The organism is Priestia sp. D51 (assembly GCF_053345675.1).
This window is the reverse complement of record NZ_JBLTIR010000001.1, coordinates 188,179-203,943: the sequence shown is the minus strand read 5'-3', so window position 1 is coordinate 203,943 and position 15,765 is coordinate 188,179. Positions and strand designations below refer to the sequence as shown.

17 protein-coding genes are annotated in these 15,765 nt (G+C 37.8%); 1 reads left to right on the top strand and 16 read right to left on the bottom strand.

Translation table 11 applies throughout. The features are described 5' to 3' along the window. Positions 1-2: 2 nt before the first annotated feature. From rph to ACNHOZ_RS01055, 8 genes are all read right to left on the bottom strand, one after another. Positions 3-749 (bottom strand): ribonuclease PH, encoded by a 747-nt coding sequence (gene rph, locus ACNHOZ_RS01090; RefSeq protein ID WP_033579641.1) that lies wholly within the window; start codon positions 747-749, stop codon positions 3-5. Positions 750-883: 134 nt separating this feature from the next. Continuing rightward, positions 884-1,969 (bottom strand): GerMN domain-containing protein, encoded by a 1,086-nt coding sequence (locus ACNHOZ_RS01085; protein WP_048019705.1) that lies wholly within the window; start codon positions 1,967-1,969, stop codon positions 884-886. A gap of 112 nt (positions 1,970-2,081) precedes the next feature. After that, positions 2,082-2,876 (bottom strand): glutamate racemase, encoded by a 795-nt coding sequence (racE, locus tag ACNHOZ_RS01080; protein ID WP_028411743.1) that lies wholly within the window; start codon positions 2,874-2,876, stop codon positions 2,082-2,084. 10 nt (positions 2,877-2,886) lie between these two features. Further along, positions 2,887-3,330 (bottom strand): MarR family winged helix-turn-helix transcriptional regulator, encoded by a 444-nt coding sequence (locus ACNHOZ_RS01075; protein ID WP_013059382.1) that lies wholly within the window; start codon positions 3,328-3,330, stop codon positions 2,887-2,889. 186 nt (positions 3,331-3,516) lie between these two features. Continuing rightward, complete coding sequence (locus ACNHOZ_RS01070) at positions 3,517-4,131, bottom strand: PH domain-containing protein (protein WP_255905714.1); 615 nt, start codon at positions 4,129-4,131, stop codon at positions 3,517-3,519. Between the two features lie 113 nt (positions 4,132-4,244). After that, positions 4,245-5,243 (bottom strand): inorganic phosphate transporter, encoded by a 999-nt coding sequence (locus ACNHOZ_RS01065; RefSeq protein WP_028411744.1) that lies wholly within the window; start codon positions 5,241-5,243, stop codon positions 4,245-4,247. Positions 5,244-5,258: 15 nt separating this feature from the next. Next, complete coding sequence (locus ACNHOZ_RS01060) at positions 5,259-5,891, bottom strand: DUF47 domain-containing protein (RefSeq protein WP_029711160.1); 633 nt, start codon at positions 5,889-5,891, stop codon at positions 5,259-5,261. 442 nt (positions 5,892-6,333) lie between these two features. Next, positions 6,334-8,352, bottom strand: coding sequence for a penicillin-binding transpeptidase domain-containing protein (locus ACNHOZ_RS01055; protein WP_255905715.1), 2,019 nt, complete (start codon positions 8,350-8,352; stop codon positions 6,334-6,336). A gap of 238 nt (positions 8,353-8,590) precedes the next feature. On the opposite strand from ACNHOZ_RS01055, the gene ACNHOZ_RS01050 reads away from it, so the two are divergent. After that, positions 8,591-8,797, top strand: coding sequence for a hypothetical protein (locus tag ACNHOZ_RS01050; RefSeq protein WP_013059387.1), 207 nt, complete (start codon positions 8,591-8,593; stop codon positions 8,795-8,797). A 66-nt stretch (positions 8,798-8,863) separates the two neighbouring features. Here the strand turns inward: ACNHOZ_RS01050 and ssuD are convergent, their stop codons facing one another. The 8 genes from ssuD to ACNHOZ_RS01010 all read right to left on the bottom strand — a co-directional run bounded on the left by ssuD (position 8,864) and on the right by ACNHOZ_RS01010 (position 15,615). Further along, the gene (ssuD, locus tag ACNHOZ_RS01045; RefSeq protein ID WP_033579638.1) at positions 8,864-9,988 is read right to left on the bottom strand and encodes an FMNH2-dependent alkanesulfonate monooxygenase; all 1,125 of its coding nucleotides are present in this window, start codon (positions 9,986-9,988) and stop codon (positions 8,864-8,866) included. Beyond that, positions 9,985-10,539 (bottom strand): NADPH-dependent FMN reductase, encoded by a 555-nt coding sequence (ssuE, locus tag ACNHOZ_RS01040; protein ID WP_447697037.1) that lies wholly within the window; start codon positions 10,537-10,539, stop codon positions 9,985-9,987. Before ssuE ends, ssuD begins: the two co-directional genes overlap by 4 nt. Before the next feature lie 69 nt (positions 10,540-10,608). Further along, positions 10,609-11,463 (bottom strand): ABC transporter permease, encoded by an 855-nt coding sequence (locus tag ACNHOZ_RS01035; RefSeq protein WP_033579636.1) that lies wholly within the window; start codon positions 11,461-11,463, stop codon positions 10,609-10,611. Between the two features lie 10 nt (positions 11,464-11,473). After that, positions 11,474-12,460 (bottom strand): aliphatic sulfonate ABC transporter substrate-binding protein, encoded by a 987-nt coding sequence (locus ACNHOZ_RS01030; RefSeq protein WP_028411749.1) that lies wholly within the window; start codon positions 12,458-12,460, stop codon positions 11,474-11,476. Positions 12,461-12,493: 33 nt separating this feature from the next. Next, positions 12,494-13,291 carry an ABC transporter ATP-binding protein gene (locus ACNHOZ_RS01025; RefSeq protein WP_080754460.1) on the bottom strand — a complete coding sequence of 266 codons (798 nt, stop codon included), beginning with the start codon at positions 13,289-13,291 and terminating at the stop codon, positions 12,494-12,496. Positions 13,292-13,424: 133 nt separating this feature from the next. Then, positions 13,425-14,639, bottom strand: coding sequence for a cation:proton antiporter (locus tag ACNHOZ_RS01020; RefSeq protein WP_028411751.1), 1,215 nt, complete (start codon positions 14,637-14,639; stop codon positions 13,425-13,427). Continuing rightward, a complete protein-coding gene (locus ACNHOZ_RS01015) occupies positions 14,640-15,140 on the bottom strand; it encodes a cation:proton antiporter regulatory subunit (protein ID WP_013085158.1) in 501 nt (166 codons plus the stop codon). Between the two features lie 148 nt (positions 15,141-15,288). Next, entirely contained in the window at positions 15,289-15,615 is a 327-nt protein-coding gene (locus tag ACNHOZ_RS01010) for a hypothetical protein (protein ID WP_028411752.1), read from the bottom strand. Between the last annotated feature and the right edge of the window lie 150 nt (positions 15,616-15,765).

The following is a 15,765-nucleotide window of genomic DNA, read 5'->3' as shown; positions in this document are numbered from 1 at the left end:
CCTTACCTTTCTTTAACCGGAATGTAAGCAGCCAGATGATCAAGAACTTCCTTTTGCTGTTCAATCAATTGATAAACACCCTTTTCCCCTAAATCCAGAAGATGGTTTAACTGTTCTCTCGAGAACGTCGATTCCTCTCCCGTTCCCTGTAATTCTACAAACTGTCCGCTTCCTGTCATCACAATATTCATGTCAACTTCCGCTGTCGAATCTTCTTCATAATTTAAATCTAAAATCGAATTTTCTCCATGGATACCTACTGAAGTCGCAGCTAAATAGTCACGAATAGGAATTTCTGTCAGCTTGTTCTCTTCAACCAGCTTTCCAAACGCTAAAACCATAGCCACAAAGGCACCTGTAATGGATGCTGTTCTTGTTCCTCCATCTGCTTGAATAACATCACAATCAATCCAAATGGTCTTTTCTCCGACCTTTTCCAGGTCGACTACAGAACGAAGAGCTCGTCCGATCAGACGCTGAATTTCCATTGTTCGTCCTGTGACTTTACCTTTTGTTGATTCGCGTATATTTCTTTGTGCCGTAGCTCGAGGCAGCATAGAATATTCAGCTGTAATCCATCCTTTTCCTTGTCCACGCATAAAAGGAGGCACTCTGTCGTCTATGCTTGCTGTACAAATAACCTTTGTGTCTCCCACCGAGATTAATACAGATCCTTCTGGATGCTTTAAGTATGAAGTATGAAGAGATACAGGTCTCAATTCATTAAATTCCCTACCGTCCAAACGCATTAAGCATGTCCTCCTATTAATTCATTTATATGTAATAGCTTCTTCCATTTTAACTATAAAACAGCGGAAAGAGGTCGCTATTTCAGCAGACCTCTTTCTACTTAGTCCTTTACTAGTATAACAAAAATTTGTTTTTAAAAACTACCTGTGTTCACATTTTTAGGTCTTGAAACTGGCTCCGTTAGCTTGTTCCCTTTTTCATCTTTTAGCGTTTTTTTGCCATTCACCTTAATGGCAACGCTGTCTACGGCTTTTTGTTCCGTCAGCGATAACACCAAGGAGTCGAGAACATACTGAGAAATTTCCGTTCCTTTTAAATTTCCAAAGATGTTTTTATTAAAGTTCAGCGTTAACTGACCGTCCGCATACTTTGGAGCTGCTACGAGCTTTGCATCAGGATTAAAATCTGTCACTAAACCTGATGCAGGCGCAGGTCCTTCTACAAGCTCGTTCACAATTGCAGTGTACATATCTTTGTCATCAGAAGCAATTCGTTTTGTAACAGGAACATAGTAAGTTTGTTTGCCCTCTTGAGCTAAGTAATAGATCGTAACTGGCTTCGTTTGGGTTACGTCAACTACTCCAGTATTATCAAAGTTAATGCCATCTGCTCTGCTCAACCCTTTACTGATTGGTGTATGATTTACAGGCATCTCATCTTTATCATAGCCGTTAATGCGAATTTTAACTTTATTTACGCCTTCAAACTGCGTCAGCGTCCACGTTACGGCCTGTAGGATACGGAGTTCATCTTCTTTTTTATATTCAGCAAATTCAGGTGAAAAATCTGCTACCATCGTGCCGTCACTTTCCAGCTTTGTCCCTAAAACTCTTGTATCAGCAGGAAGAACCGCTCGGAAATTATTTGGCAATAAGTTTGTGACTGGTCCACCCTCTACTAAATATTCAAGAGACTGTTTAGCGACACCTTTTGATTTAGGAATTTCAAGCGTCTGGGGAACAACGTACCCGTTTTTATCAATTAAGTAAATTTCTCTTTTGGTAGGCGCAGATGTTTCTGCTGCTTTACTTTGTTTTTTATTAGCTTCCGTTACTTTCGCTTCAGTCGCTAATGATTTTTCATCTTTCACATAGGTGACATCCTTTGGCGGATCAATTTCCTTTGCTGCGTTATCCCCTCCGAAAAGTCCACAGCCGGATAACAACACAGATGTGGTCACCACGGCGGATATGAGAACAAATTTGGTCTTTTTGGACATTCCTTTCCCTCCTCAGACTGTTTGTACTACTATGTATACGAGCTTATTTGCATTTTAGACCAGCTCAAACAAGTTTTTGGCCACAAAAAAACCGAGCTTAATATGCTCGGTTTTAAAGCTTGATATGCTCAACATTATATACAGGGTGCTCAAACCATTTAGATGCAATAGATTGAAACAGTTCTGTTGAGCCTGTTGTATAGAAGTAGTGTTCGGGCTCCATGCTTCTAGGAGCTAGTAAATTGCTATAAGAAAGAATGGCACTTACCTCTATTGCCGTTTCTTCACCAGAACTGATTAACTGAACTCGAGGCCCAATTGCTTCTTGAATAACTGGCTTTAATAACGGATAATGCGTACATCCTAAAATAAGGGTATCCATATCTGTATGATAAAAAGGTTTTAATGTTTCTTTTACAATTCGCTGCGCTTCCGGTCCTTCATAATTACCGCTCTCTACAAGAGGTACAAACAAAGGGCATGCTAAATTTTCCACTTCCACTCTCGTATGAAGAGCGCGGAGTGCATGTGTATAGGCTTGGCTTTTAACGGTTCCGTTTGTGCCGATTACGCCTATTTTATGATTTTTAGTTACTTTAAGCGCAGCTCGTGATCCTGGTTCAATGACGCCTATAACCGGAATATCGAGCTGTTCTTGAATTTCATCTAGTACAACTGCCGTAGCCGTGTTGCACGCAATAACAAGCATTTTAATATCTTTATCTACTAAATAATTAGTCATCTCCCATGTGAAAGCTCGTACTTCTTCACTGGGACGAGGACCGTATGGGCAGCGTGCTGTATCTCCAATGTACATAATTTGTTCTTTCGGAAGCTGTCTCATAATTTCCTTTGCTACCGTTAATCCGCCCACACCTGAATCTATAACACCAATTGGTCTACTCAAAACAATCGCCTCATTTTTCTTTCATTTCATCATGTAATTTTCGTAACGTTACTCGTAAAACTTCTGTTTCACTAGGAGAGAAGTTTGCCAGTACGCCATTTAAATACGTTTGTCGCTTTTCAATTACTTCTTCGATAACACGTGCTCCTTCAGGAAGCAAATGAATACGCACTACGCGGCGGTCTTTCGGATCTTTGACCCGAACCACCAACTTATTTTTTTCCATACGATCTACTAAATCTGTCGTTGTACTACAAGCGAGAAAAATCCGATTTGATAAATCGCCAATCGTCATATCTCCACGTTCAAACAGCCACTGCAAAGCAATAAACTGAGGTGGCGTAATCGTATAGTCTTCTAAAATTTCTCTTCCTTTTTGCTTCACAATAGCTGCAATATGTCGAAGTGACTTTTCTAATTCTGCCACTGTATCCTCATTATTTTTTGCTGTCATACCGTAATCCTTTCCACCTATAAGTCTTATTTTCTATTATTTCTTTCAGTTAAACCCGTCTCTATTGTTTCTCTTTTCTATTTTATATTGTGCTCTTTTTTCGGTGATTTTTCAAGGTTAACATGAGGATTCTACAACGTTCAGCATTAAAAAACAGCTGCTCCATAAAAGGAGCAGCTGTTTCTATTAATTATTGATATACAGCTCGAAAACTGAGCTGAAATCTTTTGTTGTGTAGGCTGTTTTTTTATCTAATAACCAAGAAAACGCGGCTTCGTTAATTTCTTTAAATTCACCAGCAACACTTCCACTTGTATTTCTTGTACTGCTTAGCGTAGAAGAAGCTAGCTGAATGCTTTGTTTAGCAAAATCGAGCGCAATTTCATTTTCACGCGTTATTTCAGACATTTTAAACAGCGCTTTATATAAATCTTTTACCTCTTCTATATGCTTTTTGTGTACATCGATAGAAAAAGTTTCCGAGCCAATTTTAAATTTAATTTCCACATCTAAATCGACAGTTCCAGCCGTTTCTAGCATTACGTTTGAAATGTGATTTGTGCTGTAGTTATAGCGGCGAAGCATTCGCTTTTTACTTGTAGCACTTGTTCCATCAAGGTGAATGAGCGCTTTATTGGTAAAGCAATATTCATCTGACTTTGATTTGATTAGAAAATAAATTTTTTCTTGTTCTTCATGCATAACGTAATCGTCTGCATCTACCTTGTCATAATCAACTGGCTTAATAACAGAACAAATATCACTTAGCCCCAATACATCAGCAGCTACTTTTCCAAACATTTCCCCATCTCCCTTTTAAAAACGATTGTGTTATTTTCATGTTTTAAGTGTACTGTGCAAATGAGGGGATGTAAATAAAAAAAGGAGCTTCTTTAAAAGAAGCTCCCCATTTATTAAAAGAACAAATTTAAAATCATATAGATAAGTGCAGCTAATGAAGCTGAAATTGGCAATGTGATAACCCATGTAATCACCATGCGCTGTGCAGTTCCCCATTTTACACCTTTCACTCGGTGAGCAGAACCTACACCTAAGATAGAAGATGAAATAACATGAGTAGTACTGACAGGTAGATGAATAAATGTTGCTCCAAAGATAATGGCAGCACCCGTTAAGTCCGCAGCTACTCCATTAACAGGACGAATTTTCATAATTTTACCGCCAACGGTTTTAATGATTTTCCATCCACCAATTGACGTTCCAAGCCCCATTGCGACTGCACAAGCCAGCTGTACCCACCACTGAATCTCAGTACCGCTTTGCATATTGTTAGCAATAAGCGCTAGCGTAATGATACCCATTGCTTTTTGCGCATCATTCGTACCGTGTGTGTAAGATTGTAGAGCTGCAGTCAGGATTTGAACGCGGCGAAAACGCTTATTCGTTTTCGTCAAGTTATGGTTTTTAAACGTTAGCTTGATAATCGTATAGACAATATAACCTACTACAAAGGCTAGAACTGGTGAAATTAGAAGGGCTTCAATGATTTTGATGAAACCTTTGTAATTTAAAGCACCAAATCCAGCAGCTGCAATAGCTGCTCCTGCAATCGATCCAATAATTGCATGAGAAGAACTACTCGGGATACCGAAATACCATGTGATTAGGTTCCACGCGATAGCAGAAATTAATGCTGCTAAAATAACGACAGAACCATTTTGAAGCGTATAAGGATCAACGATATCCTTTGTAATCGTTTTGGCTACGCCCGTAAACGTCATAGCCCCGACAAAGTTCATGGTTGCGGCTAAAAGAATTGCATGTCGCGGTTTTAAAGCTTTGGTTGAAACAGAAGTCGCAATGGCATTAGCTGTATCGTGAAATCCGTTGATAAAGTCAAAACCAAGTGCACCAACTACAATTAGAATGGTTAATATTAGCATTGAATCCATTATACTATAGCCCCGTTACGCATTCTTCATAATAACTGATTCTAAGTTGTTCGCAACCGTTTGACAATAATCCGCGATTTCTTCTAGCGTTTCATAAATTTCTTTATATTGAATAACTTTAATTGGATCTTTACATGTTGCAAATAATTGTTTTAGTGCACGACGATATAATGTATCACAATGTGACTCATACTCTTTAATTTTAATTGCATGCTCACTAATTTGAAGAAGCTTTTTCTCAGACAACAAATTAATAGTAATTAAAATTTCTTCAGCACAGCCTTGAATATTTTTAACAAATTCAGCTACATATTCATCAAATGTCGTAATTGAATGAATTTCCATTAAAGCAGCAAAGCTGTCGATGCCATCAAGTACATCATCCATGCTCATCGCTAGCTGTAAAATATCTTCACGCTCAATTGGAGTAATAAATGCTTTGTTCAACTCAGTAATCACTGTATGCACGTATTTATCACCTTTTGATTCATACGCTTTTAAAACGTTGGCAAATTCCTTTAGGTCAGATACATTTTGAAGTTCAAAGCTGCCTAAAAACTCCGCTGAGTCCTTAATATTTTGGGCAATGTCCATTAACATTTCAGAAAACTTGTCTTTTTTTCTTTTGATCACGTTGCAATCCTCCATCCAATTTATCGAAACTTTACCACTCGTTTTTTCTCTCTATCTTTTTATATGTGTTCTAGTTTCTTTTTTCATTTAAAGTAATGGATAAAACCTAGCTGTTCATTACTATAACGAGAGAAACCACCTCTCTTGTGTATCAAAAAATTCTAAAAAAACAAACGTTTACCAGAGCAAAAGTCCCAAAATGTGGTTCTTTCACCTATAGGTTATGCGATTCATTTTTTTACGCCAAGTCAAAAATTACTCCTATTATTGTTAATTGTCAATAACTTTTCAAACACATTTTTTTAGGCTTCTTTACAATACATTAACAATAATACGTTGATTCCTTTTAAAATAAGGGTTTTCAGAGTTTGTATAAAATTGGGATTTACAAAAACTTAACATTACTCCCCTTGTGTAAATAATAAAAGCCAGCTCTTTTAGAACTGGCTTTTATTATTTACTTATTATATTGCTGAAATACATTTTTTACTTTCGGCACGACGTAATGACTTCCGCCTTTATCCTCTACCCCTTCAACCATCATTGAAACGAGTAAGTTTTTCTGTTTTGTGTCCACAGCTACAAACCATCCGTTTTCCTGCCCTTTTTCACCTTGAGTTTTCTTTAGCTCTGCTGTTCCCGTTTTTCCAGCCAGGGTTAACCCATCTATCTTTGCTGCATGACCCGTACCGTTTTTATCTTCAATGACATCAACTAAATCATTTTGAATTAATTGCGCCGTTTCTTTAGACATTACTTGTTTTTTCCATATTCCACTCTCATCACCGTTCATAAGAATAGGCTTTACTATGTTTCCATCGTTTACAATCGATGTATACATCAATGCCAAGTGGAGAGGATTCACTTGCAGTTTCCCCTGGCCATAGCCAGAGTTTGCTAATACTCCCTCATCTTTAATATCTTGATCACCTGCAATTTTAGACGTTTCAAAAGGATAATTAACAGACAATTTTTGATTAAACCCAAACTGTTTTAAACCACTGTTAAATTTGTCTAAACCTAGCTTCAAAGCAGTCTGCGCAAAATAAATATTATCAGATGTAACATAAGCATCACGTAAATTAACATTCGGTTTGCTGCCCACTCGTGTTACGTAGAAATTTCCCCAGCTTTTATCTTTCTGCCATTTCTTCCCGCTGATTGATATACTTTCATTTGGATTTAGCACGTCTTCATCAACCGCTAAAGCTCCGGTGACTAACTTAAATGTAGATCCCGGAGAATACGTTTTGGTAAAACGATTCATTAACGGCTTATTAGGATTCGTTGAAAGGGATTGATACGTATTAGCATCGATTCCAAAAGAAAAAGAATTTGGATCAAAAGCTGGCGTGCTTACAAGACCTAATATTTCTCCCGTTTTAGGTTGAAGAGCAGTAGCTACTCCTTTTTCATCTTTTAACTGTTCATAAAGGGATTTTTGAACATTCGTGTCTACCGTAACCTGAATGCTTTCCCCGTCTTTTGGATTCACTTTTGCAATTTCATTCTTTTTATTACCATCTTTATCTACAGTATAAATCGTGACGCCGTCTCGAGCACGAAGCTTATCTTCATACAAAGATTCTAAGCCAATCATTCCAGCTTTAGACTGAGCATTATAACCTTCATCTTTATGCTCTTTTAAATATTCAGCTGTGACAGGCGCAACGTATCCAACTAAATGAGCACACGCTTCTTCACAAGGATATACGCGCGCATTCACCTTTTTTTGTTGAATGCCTTCTACTTTTTTCAAAGAATTCTCTAAATTAGAGGCGTCTTTTTGACTAACTGTTTTAATAGGAACAAATTGATTCTCTTTCACCCAAGAAGCGCTCAGTGCTTGATTAATACTTTTTTCTGAAAGAGCAAGAGTCTTGCTTAATTGTCGTATCGCTTGCTCGCCGCCTTTAGAAAACTGCTGGGGAACAACTCCAACTTGAATCGCTTCTCCGTTTTGAGCTAAATATTTCCCTGAACGATCCATAATTTCTCCACGCACAGCTGACTGAGTAGCTACTCTTACTTGCTCTCCTTGCTCAAGTCCTTTAAAAATCATATTAGGCTTCCAATTAATATACCAATTCTCTGTATCCCCTTGTTTTTCTTGAACCACAGCAGCATTTTCTTTAAATGAGATTTCACCGGCTACAGAGTTCATGTTTACTTCAAAAGGTAAAACAGCTTTATGGTCTTTTATTTCTAAGTCTTCTATTTTACTTGCCTTCACTTTAAGCTTGTCCGCTTCAATTGCATCATAGATATTTTTATATCGATTTACAAAGTCTTTTTCTGAAATCGTCTTTTTAGCATCTTTAGACAAGTATCCATACATACCTTCAAAATCTTCTTTATTCCACATGGCTACATATTTATCAAATCGATCCTGTGCTTTCTGTTGATCATTTGAGCAACCGGCAGTTATGAGTAAGAGAATTGCCATAGTAAAAAATAGCCACCCAATTCGTCTCATGATGATTTTCCCCCTTTTTTCAATACCATTTCTATCATATAAAATTTTACATAAACTTTCCATCAGAAAGTTACATCCAGGAATTAATTGGTATTACAACCCACTTAATTTACATATCGACAAAAAAATCAATAGGTAAATAAGAAAAAAATTGAACATTTTGTGAATATTTTGTGTCTTTTTTGGAAAGTATTTGATATAATAAGTGTAAGAAGAAAAAGAATAGGAGGCGACTAAAATGAGAAGATTCTTACAGTTTTACTTTATGTTTAGTTCTCTGTTCTGTTTTGGAAGCGTTTTCGTCCTACTTATGTCTCAAGAATATTATTTTGCACCGTTATTCCTCACACTGGGCTGTTTAAATATTTTTCTCTTTAAAGTATATATTCAAGAAAGTCGAAAAGATAAACAAGCTGCACCTGAAAAACCAAAACCAACAATTTAACGGACTCGTCTCTCGGCTGAGATGAATGTAAAAGAAGAACCGGTGAATTTTTCACCGGTTCTTCTTTTACGAGGTTGAAGCTTTTGGAAACCTATCGTTTGCAATAATCTCACCGATGCTTTCACTCTTTCCTTCACCCTCATCAATATTTAAAAGCGGGAACAATAACTCTCCTACGTGATAAGCTTCTTCTAAATGCGGATAGCCTGATAAAATAAAAGATTCAATTCCTAAAGCTTCATATTCTTTTATTCGTTTCGCTATATTTTCAGCACTGCCTACCAGGGCAGTTCCTGCACCTCCCCGGACGAGCCCCACACCTGCCCATAAGTTAGGGCTAATCGTAAGTTCCTCTCGGGTTCCTCTATGAAGGCTCGCCATTCGCTGCTGCCCAACTGAGTCATACCTTGCAAAAGTACGCTGTGCAGCTTGAATTGTGTCGTCGTCCAAATGCTGAATTAATCGATCGGCTGCTTCCCAAGCTTCTTCTTCCGTTTCCCGTACAATAATATGCAAACGAATCCCAAACTTAACGGTTCTGCCTTCTGCTTCTGCTTGCTTTCTCACAGCCGTTATTTTTTCTCTTACTTGTTCAGGAGGCTCTCCCCACGTTAAATACACGTCAGAATGTTTTGCTGCAACTTTTTGTCCTGCGGGTGAAGATCCGCCAAAATAAATAGGTGGAGAAGGTTTTTGAACAGGTGGATACAACAGCTCACTGTTCTCTACATGAATATGTTTTCCTTCATAATTAACCGTATCTCCAGCCAATAACCCTTTCCACACATCTAAAAATTCATCCGCAGCTTCATAACGTTCATCATGTGATAAGAAAAGGCCGTCTCCGGCTAATTCTGCTGGATCTCCTCCTGCTACTACGTTAACTAGTAAACGACCGTTTGAAATTCGATCAAGAGTCGAAGTCATGCGCGCTGCCACGGAAGGAGCCATAATGCCCGGACGTACAGCTACTAAAAATTTCAAACGCTCTGTTTCAGGTATAAGTGAAGCAGCCAATAGCCACGGGTCTTCGCATGATTTCCCCGTTGGAATCAGAACTCCTTCAAATCCTAACCGGTCAGCTGCTTGAGCAACTTGCCGAAAATATGAATAGTCTGCTGAACGACCTCCTCGATTTGTCCCTAGATATCTTCCATCTCCATGGGAAGGAATAAACCATAACATTTTCATGATTCAACACTCCTTTTCGTTTGTTCTAGATGATATTCAAGCTCTTTTAATGAACGTTTAATTCTCGCTTCTGCTTCTTCCGCAATAAACTCAATTTCATTTTCTTTCGTATAGGCCACCTCAGAATCAACAATATAAACTCCATGAATAAGAGCAGTAGCTCCTAAAACGGATAATGTCGGCTTAAATACATAAACAAGAGCCAGTAGATGAGCAATGGTTCCCCCTGTAGCTATCGGCAGCACGGTTTTATTGTGCAAACCTTTTTCAGGTATTAAATCTAAAAATGTTTTTAAGATTCCTGTGTAGCTAGCTTTATAGATTGGGCTGACAATAATAACGGCATCAGCATCTGCCACTTTCTTTTGAGCTTCTTGAATCGCAGGGCTAGAAAAGTTAGCATATAGTAAGTCTTCAGCTGGTAGATCGCGGACATGCACGGTTTTTACTTCATGTTTTTCATTTTGCAGATATGCTGCAATATACTCACTTAAAGCAGCTGACCTTGATTGTTTTGAAGGGCTTCCCGTAATAATTGTAAACTGACTCATTATCATCTCTCCTTTTAACTTATAAAACTGATAGATTTACAAGGATTAATAAATATATAAATCCTTCTTTTATTTTTCACCTGCGTAGCTGTCTCTCCATTTAAGAAGACGCTTTTCTAATACTCGGACAAATGAATCAGTTAATTTGCCTACAACAGCAAAAATGATAATTCCGACAAAAACTACATCTGTTTGAGAAAACTGCCTAGCATCCATAATCATATATCCTACACCTTCACTTGCTCCCATCAATTCAGCTACTACCAGTCCGAGCCATGCAATACCTAAAGACAATCGGACACCAAGTAAAATATTAGGAAGAGCGGCTGGTAAAATGAGTTTCGTGATTTGTTTCCATTTACTAAATTGCAGAACACGCGCAACATCAAATAATTTCGAATCAACGCCGCGAATGCCTAAATACGTATTAACATAGATTGGGAAAAACGCACCGTTTGCAATTAGCAATATCTTTGAAATTTCCCCAAAGCCAAACCATAAGATAAATAAAGGAGCCAAGGCAAGGTGAGGAACAGTTCTAAGCATTTGAATGGATGGATCCATATAGTGCTCCGTTTTCTTTGAGAAACCGACAATAATACCAAATAGTAAACCTAGACCAGCTCCAACGGCAAAACCTATGGCAGCACGTAAAATACTGATTTGAAGATTAGCTCCGAGTTCTCCCGATACGATGAGCTGTTTGAAAGAAAGTACAATATCAACAGGTGTAGGAAGAACGGTTTTAGATACATAGCCTGCAGAACCAATGATTTGCCACACGACGATAAGCAAAATTGGCACGACGAGAGAACGAAGGAAAATTCCCTGCTTATTTTTCGCTTCTTCCTTTCTTTTTTTCACTTGTTGCAAGTGAGCTGCTGAAGACTGGACATGTCCTGAAACCACGGATGTTTTACTCATTTTCATCACCTCATTTTTCTTTTAATGCTTTTTCAATAAATGAATTATCAACGACATCTCCCGTATCAATTTTCTTTTTAATAACGCCTAAAGATTGTTGAAAATCAGCTGTTCGCTGTTGTTCTGCAATAATTTCTTTAGAGGTTGGGCGATTATAGGCAGGATTATTTTTTAACACTTGTCTTACTACATCTTTATCTAGATTTTTTTGTTTTGCTAGAATATCCACAGATTCTTCAAAATGTTCGTTTTGCCATTCAAGTGCTTTTTGATAAACTTGTAAAAACTTAACGACTAACTCTGGATGATCTTTTGCAAAGCCTTCTCTTACAATAGTAAAGCCTGGTGAAGCAACCTTTAACGAATCGCCGTCTGCTAAAATACGAGCTTCATTTTTTAAGTTTTGCAGGGAGATAAACGGTTCCCAAATTGACCATGCATCCACTGACCCATTTTCAAATGCTGGCTGAGCTTCGTCTGGCTGAAGCTGAATAATCTTTACGTCACTTGGCTTTAACCCATTTTGATCAAGAGCTCTGTACAATAAGTTAAAACCGCTGCTGCCTTTGGCAACCGCAATCTTTTTACCTTTTAAATCTTTTACGCTTTTAATCTTGCTGTTTTTTCCTACTAAAATAGCATTTCCTTTTAATCCGTCGCTCGAATTAGCAATTTCTAAAAATGGAATATCTGCCCCTTGACCAGAAATAACCGGTGAGTTTCCAACTTGGCCGAAATCCAAGTGTCCAGATGCTAACCCTTCAAATTGCGGAGGACCGCTTTGAAACTCTGTCCATTTAACGTTTACACCTATTTTTTTAAATTCTTTTTCAAACCATTTTTGGTTTTGTGCCAGCATTAAAGGTCCTAGGCTTTGTTGAATGCCAATATTGATCGTAACGTTTTTCGAATCTTCGCCGCTCGCTTTTTCTTTCGTCCCGCACCCAGCCAATGCGAGAACAAGTACAATAGCTGCAGTTAAAAGTAGCTTTTTCATCTGTTCTGTCTCCTTCTCTGTCTGATTGAATCTTTAATGTTCTCCTGCTTCTTCAAATTCTTTCAGCACTTGCTGCCTTAGCTGCTGAAAAGGTAGTTCTGTCTTTTTTCGCGGATGACTAATTTCTACTGGAACAACCCGACTAATTTCTCCTGGTCTGGCACTCATAATCACAATTTTAGTTCCTAAGTAAATGGATTCATCTAAATCGTGGGTAACAAAAATCATGGTTGTTTTTTCTTTTTTCCATATGTCTAACAGCACATCTTGCAGATGAGTGCGAGTAAAAGCATCCAACGCACCAAACGGTTCATCTAACAATAAAACCTCGGGATTTCTTAAAAGAGCACGCGCAATCGCAACTCGTTGAGACATCCCCCCGGATAGTTCTCGAGGATAAGCTTTTTCAAATCCTTTCAGCCTGACAATATCAATTAGCTCATCTACGCGGCGCCGAACGTTCGAATCTTTCAGCGATAAGTCAGCCGCTATATTTTGCTCCACATTAAGCCACGGGAACAAGCGGTGTTCTTGAAAGATCATTCCTTGTTTAATGCTAGGTCCGGCTATGTGCTTCCCGTTGATTTCAATGCGCCCTTCATAATCTATATCAAGTCCAGCGATCATTTTAAGCAGCGTACTTTTTCCGCATCCGCTCGGACCAATAATGGTAATAAATTCACCTTTATTAATCGTAAGATTTACATTTCGCAATGCTTGAGTTACTTGTTCTCCTTTTTGAAATGAGCGGTTAACCGATTGAATCACGACACTCACAGCAATTCCTCCTCCTTGAATTTTTAAATCAAAAGCTATTTCACCTAAAAACATAAAAGCTCCTACCTAAAAAAGGTAGGAGCTTTCGGTTGACCGATCAGCCCGTTGCTATAGTTAACTGATTTGTTATTGGATTATTTTGAATTTTATCATATTAATCCGATTTGTCAACTGTGTTTTATATATTTTATCCATTAGATTCTTGAGGATTTGGTTTTTTCCATTTAAATATTGAGTTTAAAAATCCGTATATATGCTTAGACTCCTTCGTTAACAAAGGACCAATAATAGCTAAAATCAATACATAAAGCGCAGCGAATGGCTGAAGGATGGCCGATAATCCTCCTTCAATTCCGATGTTAGCCATAATGATTGAAAACTCACCTCGTGACATGATTGTTAATCCAATATTGGTCGAAGCCTTGTGTGACAGCCCGCTTTTTCTTCCTGAAATCATACCGGCTGTAAAGTTACCAATAATCGTAAGCGCAACTGCTCCAAGGGCAAGCCAGCCTGCATCCCAGAGCGTGAGAGGATCAATACTTAATCCGAAGCTGAAGAAAAAGATGGCTCCAAAGAAATCACGAAACGGTACGACAAGATGTTCAATCCGATCGCGATGTTCTGTTTCAGAAAATACAAGCCCAAGCAATAATGCTCCAATTGCTTCTGCCACGTGAATTGTTTCTGAGAAGCCTGCCACAAAAAACAATACCGCAAAAACGACGATTATAAAGATTTCATTCGATGAAATATTTAAAAGTTTATTTAGTAGAGGCGTAGCTTTTCGAGCAATGATAAAGAACAGCATCATATAGCCAAACGCAATTAAAATAGATGTTAAAGATCCAGCAAGCGATCCGTGGTCTCCAAGCACCAACCCTGAAACGACAGAAAGATAAACCGCTAAGAAAATATCTTCAAACATGATGATCCCTAATATCAATTCCGTTTCTGGATTTGCCGTTCGTTTTAAATCAACCAATACTTTTGCGACAATTGCGCTGGACGAAATCGTAATAATTCCAGCGATAATCAGCACTTCAAGAAGAGGATTTCCTGTCAGGTATCCATACAATAATCCTAAGGTAAAGTTAATTAAAATATAAATAGACCCTCCCACCGCGATGGACTTACCTGATTTAATTAACTTTCCAACTGAAAATTCTAACCCTAAATAAAAGAGTAAAAAGAGAACTCCAATTCTCCCCATAAATTCAATAATCTCTTGGCTTTCAATAAACTTTAAACTGAATGAGCCAAACTCAGGAGCATGGGGACCAACCGCCATGCCCAGCAGAATGAGGAATGGAATAATCGTAAATTTAAATTTATGTGCTAGTATAGCCGCTAAAGCGACTAGTAACAAAGCTGTCCCAACTTCAAATACTAAATGATCCAATTATGAACTACCTCCTTGTGAAAGCAATTCTTTAATGAGCGTTTTTAAATTTCCTCTTTCACCAGAGATGACAAGCGTATCTCCTTCTTCAATTAACGTATCTGGTCCTGGGGTGGATAATTTTTTTTGCGTGTTTTTAATGACAGCGATGATTGTGACATCATAGTTGCTGCGAACGTCAATTTCGCCAATTGTTTTACTGTGAGCTTTCGCCTGTTTTTCAACTTTGTACCATTCAATCACTAAGTCATTGAATGCCACTTCAATGGTTTCCATTGCTTTTGGCTTGTAAATCATGCCGCCTAAAATTGCAGCTAGCTGTCTTGATTCCGTATCTGTTAACGTAATGTCAAAAATGCTTTCTTCTAAATCTTTTTGATCGAAGTGGTAGATTTCACGTCGTCCATCATCATGAATAATAACGACCACACGGTTTCCTCCGCTTGTCTCAATTTCAAATTTACGGCCGATTCCTGGTAATTCCGTTTCTTTAATCATCATTGAATGATCACTCCTATAAAGTTTTTAAGAAGAATATTAAATTTTCATTGCATTATTTGTATAGAAAATCCCCATGACAAATAAGCCTAAGAATAGTAGGTAATTTTAGGTTTGAAGAAAAGGCTGCTGAAATTTCAACCTTTTTTATTTAATTGAGGTAACTTGATTGAAAGATTTTTGGATAAAAAAGTGTTTTCTTGAGGAAAAAATACGCAATTTGATGCGTCGGAATGATGAGCTTGGTACTCACCCATACTAAAGCAAAAGTTACTATCACACTTTGTATTAGAGATCCTATTTGTTTGACGCTGTGCTTAGCTCCTGGAGACATGTGCACGATATCCGTGTAATGCTGTACCGAACTTTTTGTGACCTTTACTTTTTCAAAGTCATTATCAATAAATTTATCTGGCAAACTCGCAAAAGGCAAGCAGAATATCATGCATAATAATACCCCTAACCATACATTTTTCATCATCTCACCTCTCTTTCTTTTGAAGTAGTATCTCCTTACTTAAAAGTATACGTACTCTGAAATTCAATTTCAAGCAATAAGTTTCTTTTATAAAGATTTACCTTTTTTATAATATTTTCTTAATGATATTCTTTTTAGATACATATGCGA

Excerpts from the sequence above, each read along its gene's own strand:
- ACNHOZ_RS01035 (WP_033579636.1), bottom strand. The coding sequence starts at position 11,463 with ATGAGTAAAACATCCGTGGTTTCAGGACATGTCCAGTCTTCAGCAGCT.
- ACNHOZ_RS01075 (WP_013059382.1), bottom strand. The coding sequence starts at position 3,330 with ATGACAGCAAAAAATAATGAGGATACAGTGGCAGAATTAGAAAAGTCA.
- ssuD (WP_033579638.1), bottom strand. The coding sequence starts at position 9,988 with ATGAAAATGTTATGGTTTATTCCTTCCCATGGAGATGGAAGATATCTA.
- ACNHOZ_RS01070 (WP_255905714.1), bottom strand. The coding sequence starts at position 4,131 with ATGTTTGGAAAAGTAGCTGCTGATGTATTGGGGCTAAGTGATATTTGT.
- ACNHOZ_RS01025 (WP_080754460.1), bottom strand. The coding sequence starts at position 13,291 with ATGTTTTTAGGTGAAATAGCTTTTGATTTAAAAATTCAAGGAGGAGGA.
- ACNHOZ_RS01050 (WP_013059387.1), top strand. The coding sequence starts at position 8,591 with ATGAGAAGATTCTTACAGTTTTACTTTATGTTTAGTTCTCTGTTCTGT.
- ACNHOZ_RS01030 (WP_028411749.1), bottom strand. The coding sequence starts at position 12,460 with ATGAAAAAGCTACTTTTAACTGCAGCTATTGTACTTGTTCTCGCATTG.
- ACNHOZ_RS01010 (WP_028411752.1), bottom strand. The coding sequence starts at position 15,615 with ATGAAAAATGTATGGTTAGGGGTATTATTATGCATGATATTCTGCTTG.
- ssuE (WP_447697037.1), bottom strand. The coding sequence starts at position 10,539 with ATGAGTCAGTTTACAATTATTACGGGAAGCCCTTCAAAACAATCAAGG.
- ACNHOZ_RS01055 (WP_255905715.1), bottom strand. The coding sequence starts at position 8,352 with ATGAGACGAATTGGGTGGCTATTTTTTACTATGGCAATTCTCTTACTC.
- ACNHOZ_RS01065 (WP_028411744.1), bottom strand. The coding sequence starts at position 5,243 with ATGGATTCAATGCTAATATTAACCATTCTAATTGTAGTTGGTGCACTT.
- ACNHOZ_RS01060 (WP_029711160.1), bottom strand. The coding sequence starts at position 5,891 with ATGGAGGATTGCAACGTGATCAAAAGAAAAAAAGACAAGTTTTCTGAA.
- rph (WP_033579641.1), bottom strand. The coding sequence starts at position 749 with ATGCGTTTGGACGGTAGGGAATTTAATGAATTGAGACCTGTATCTCTT.
- ACNHOZ_RS01085 (WP_048019705.1), bottom strand. The coding sequence starts at position 1,969 with ATGTCCAAAAAGACCAAATTTGTTCTCATATCCGCCGTGGTGACCACA.
- ACNHOZ_RS01015 (WP_013085158.1), bottom strand. The coding sequence starts at position 15,140 with ATGATGATTAAAGAAACGGAATTACCAGGAATCGGCCGTAAATTTGAA.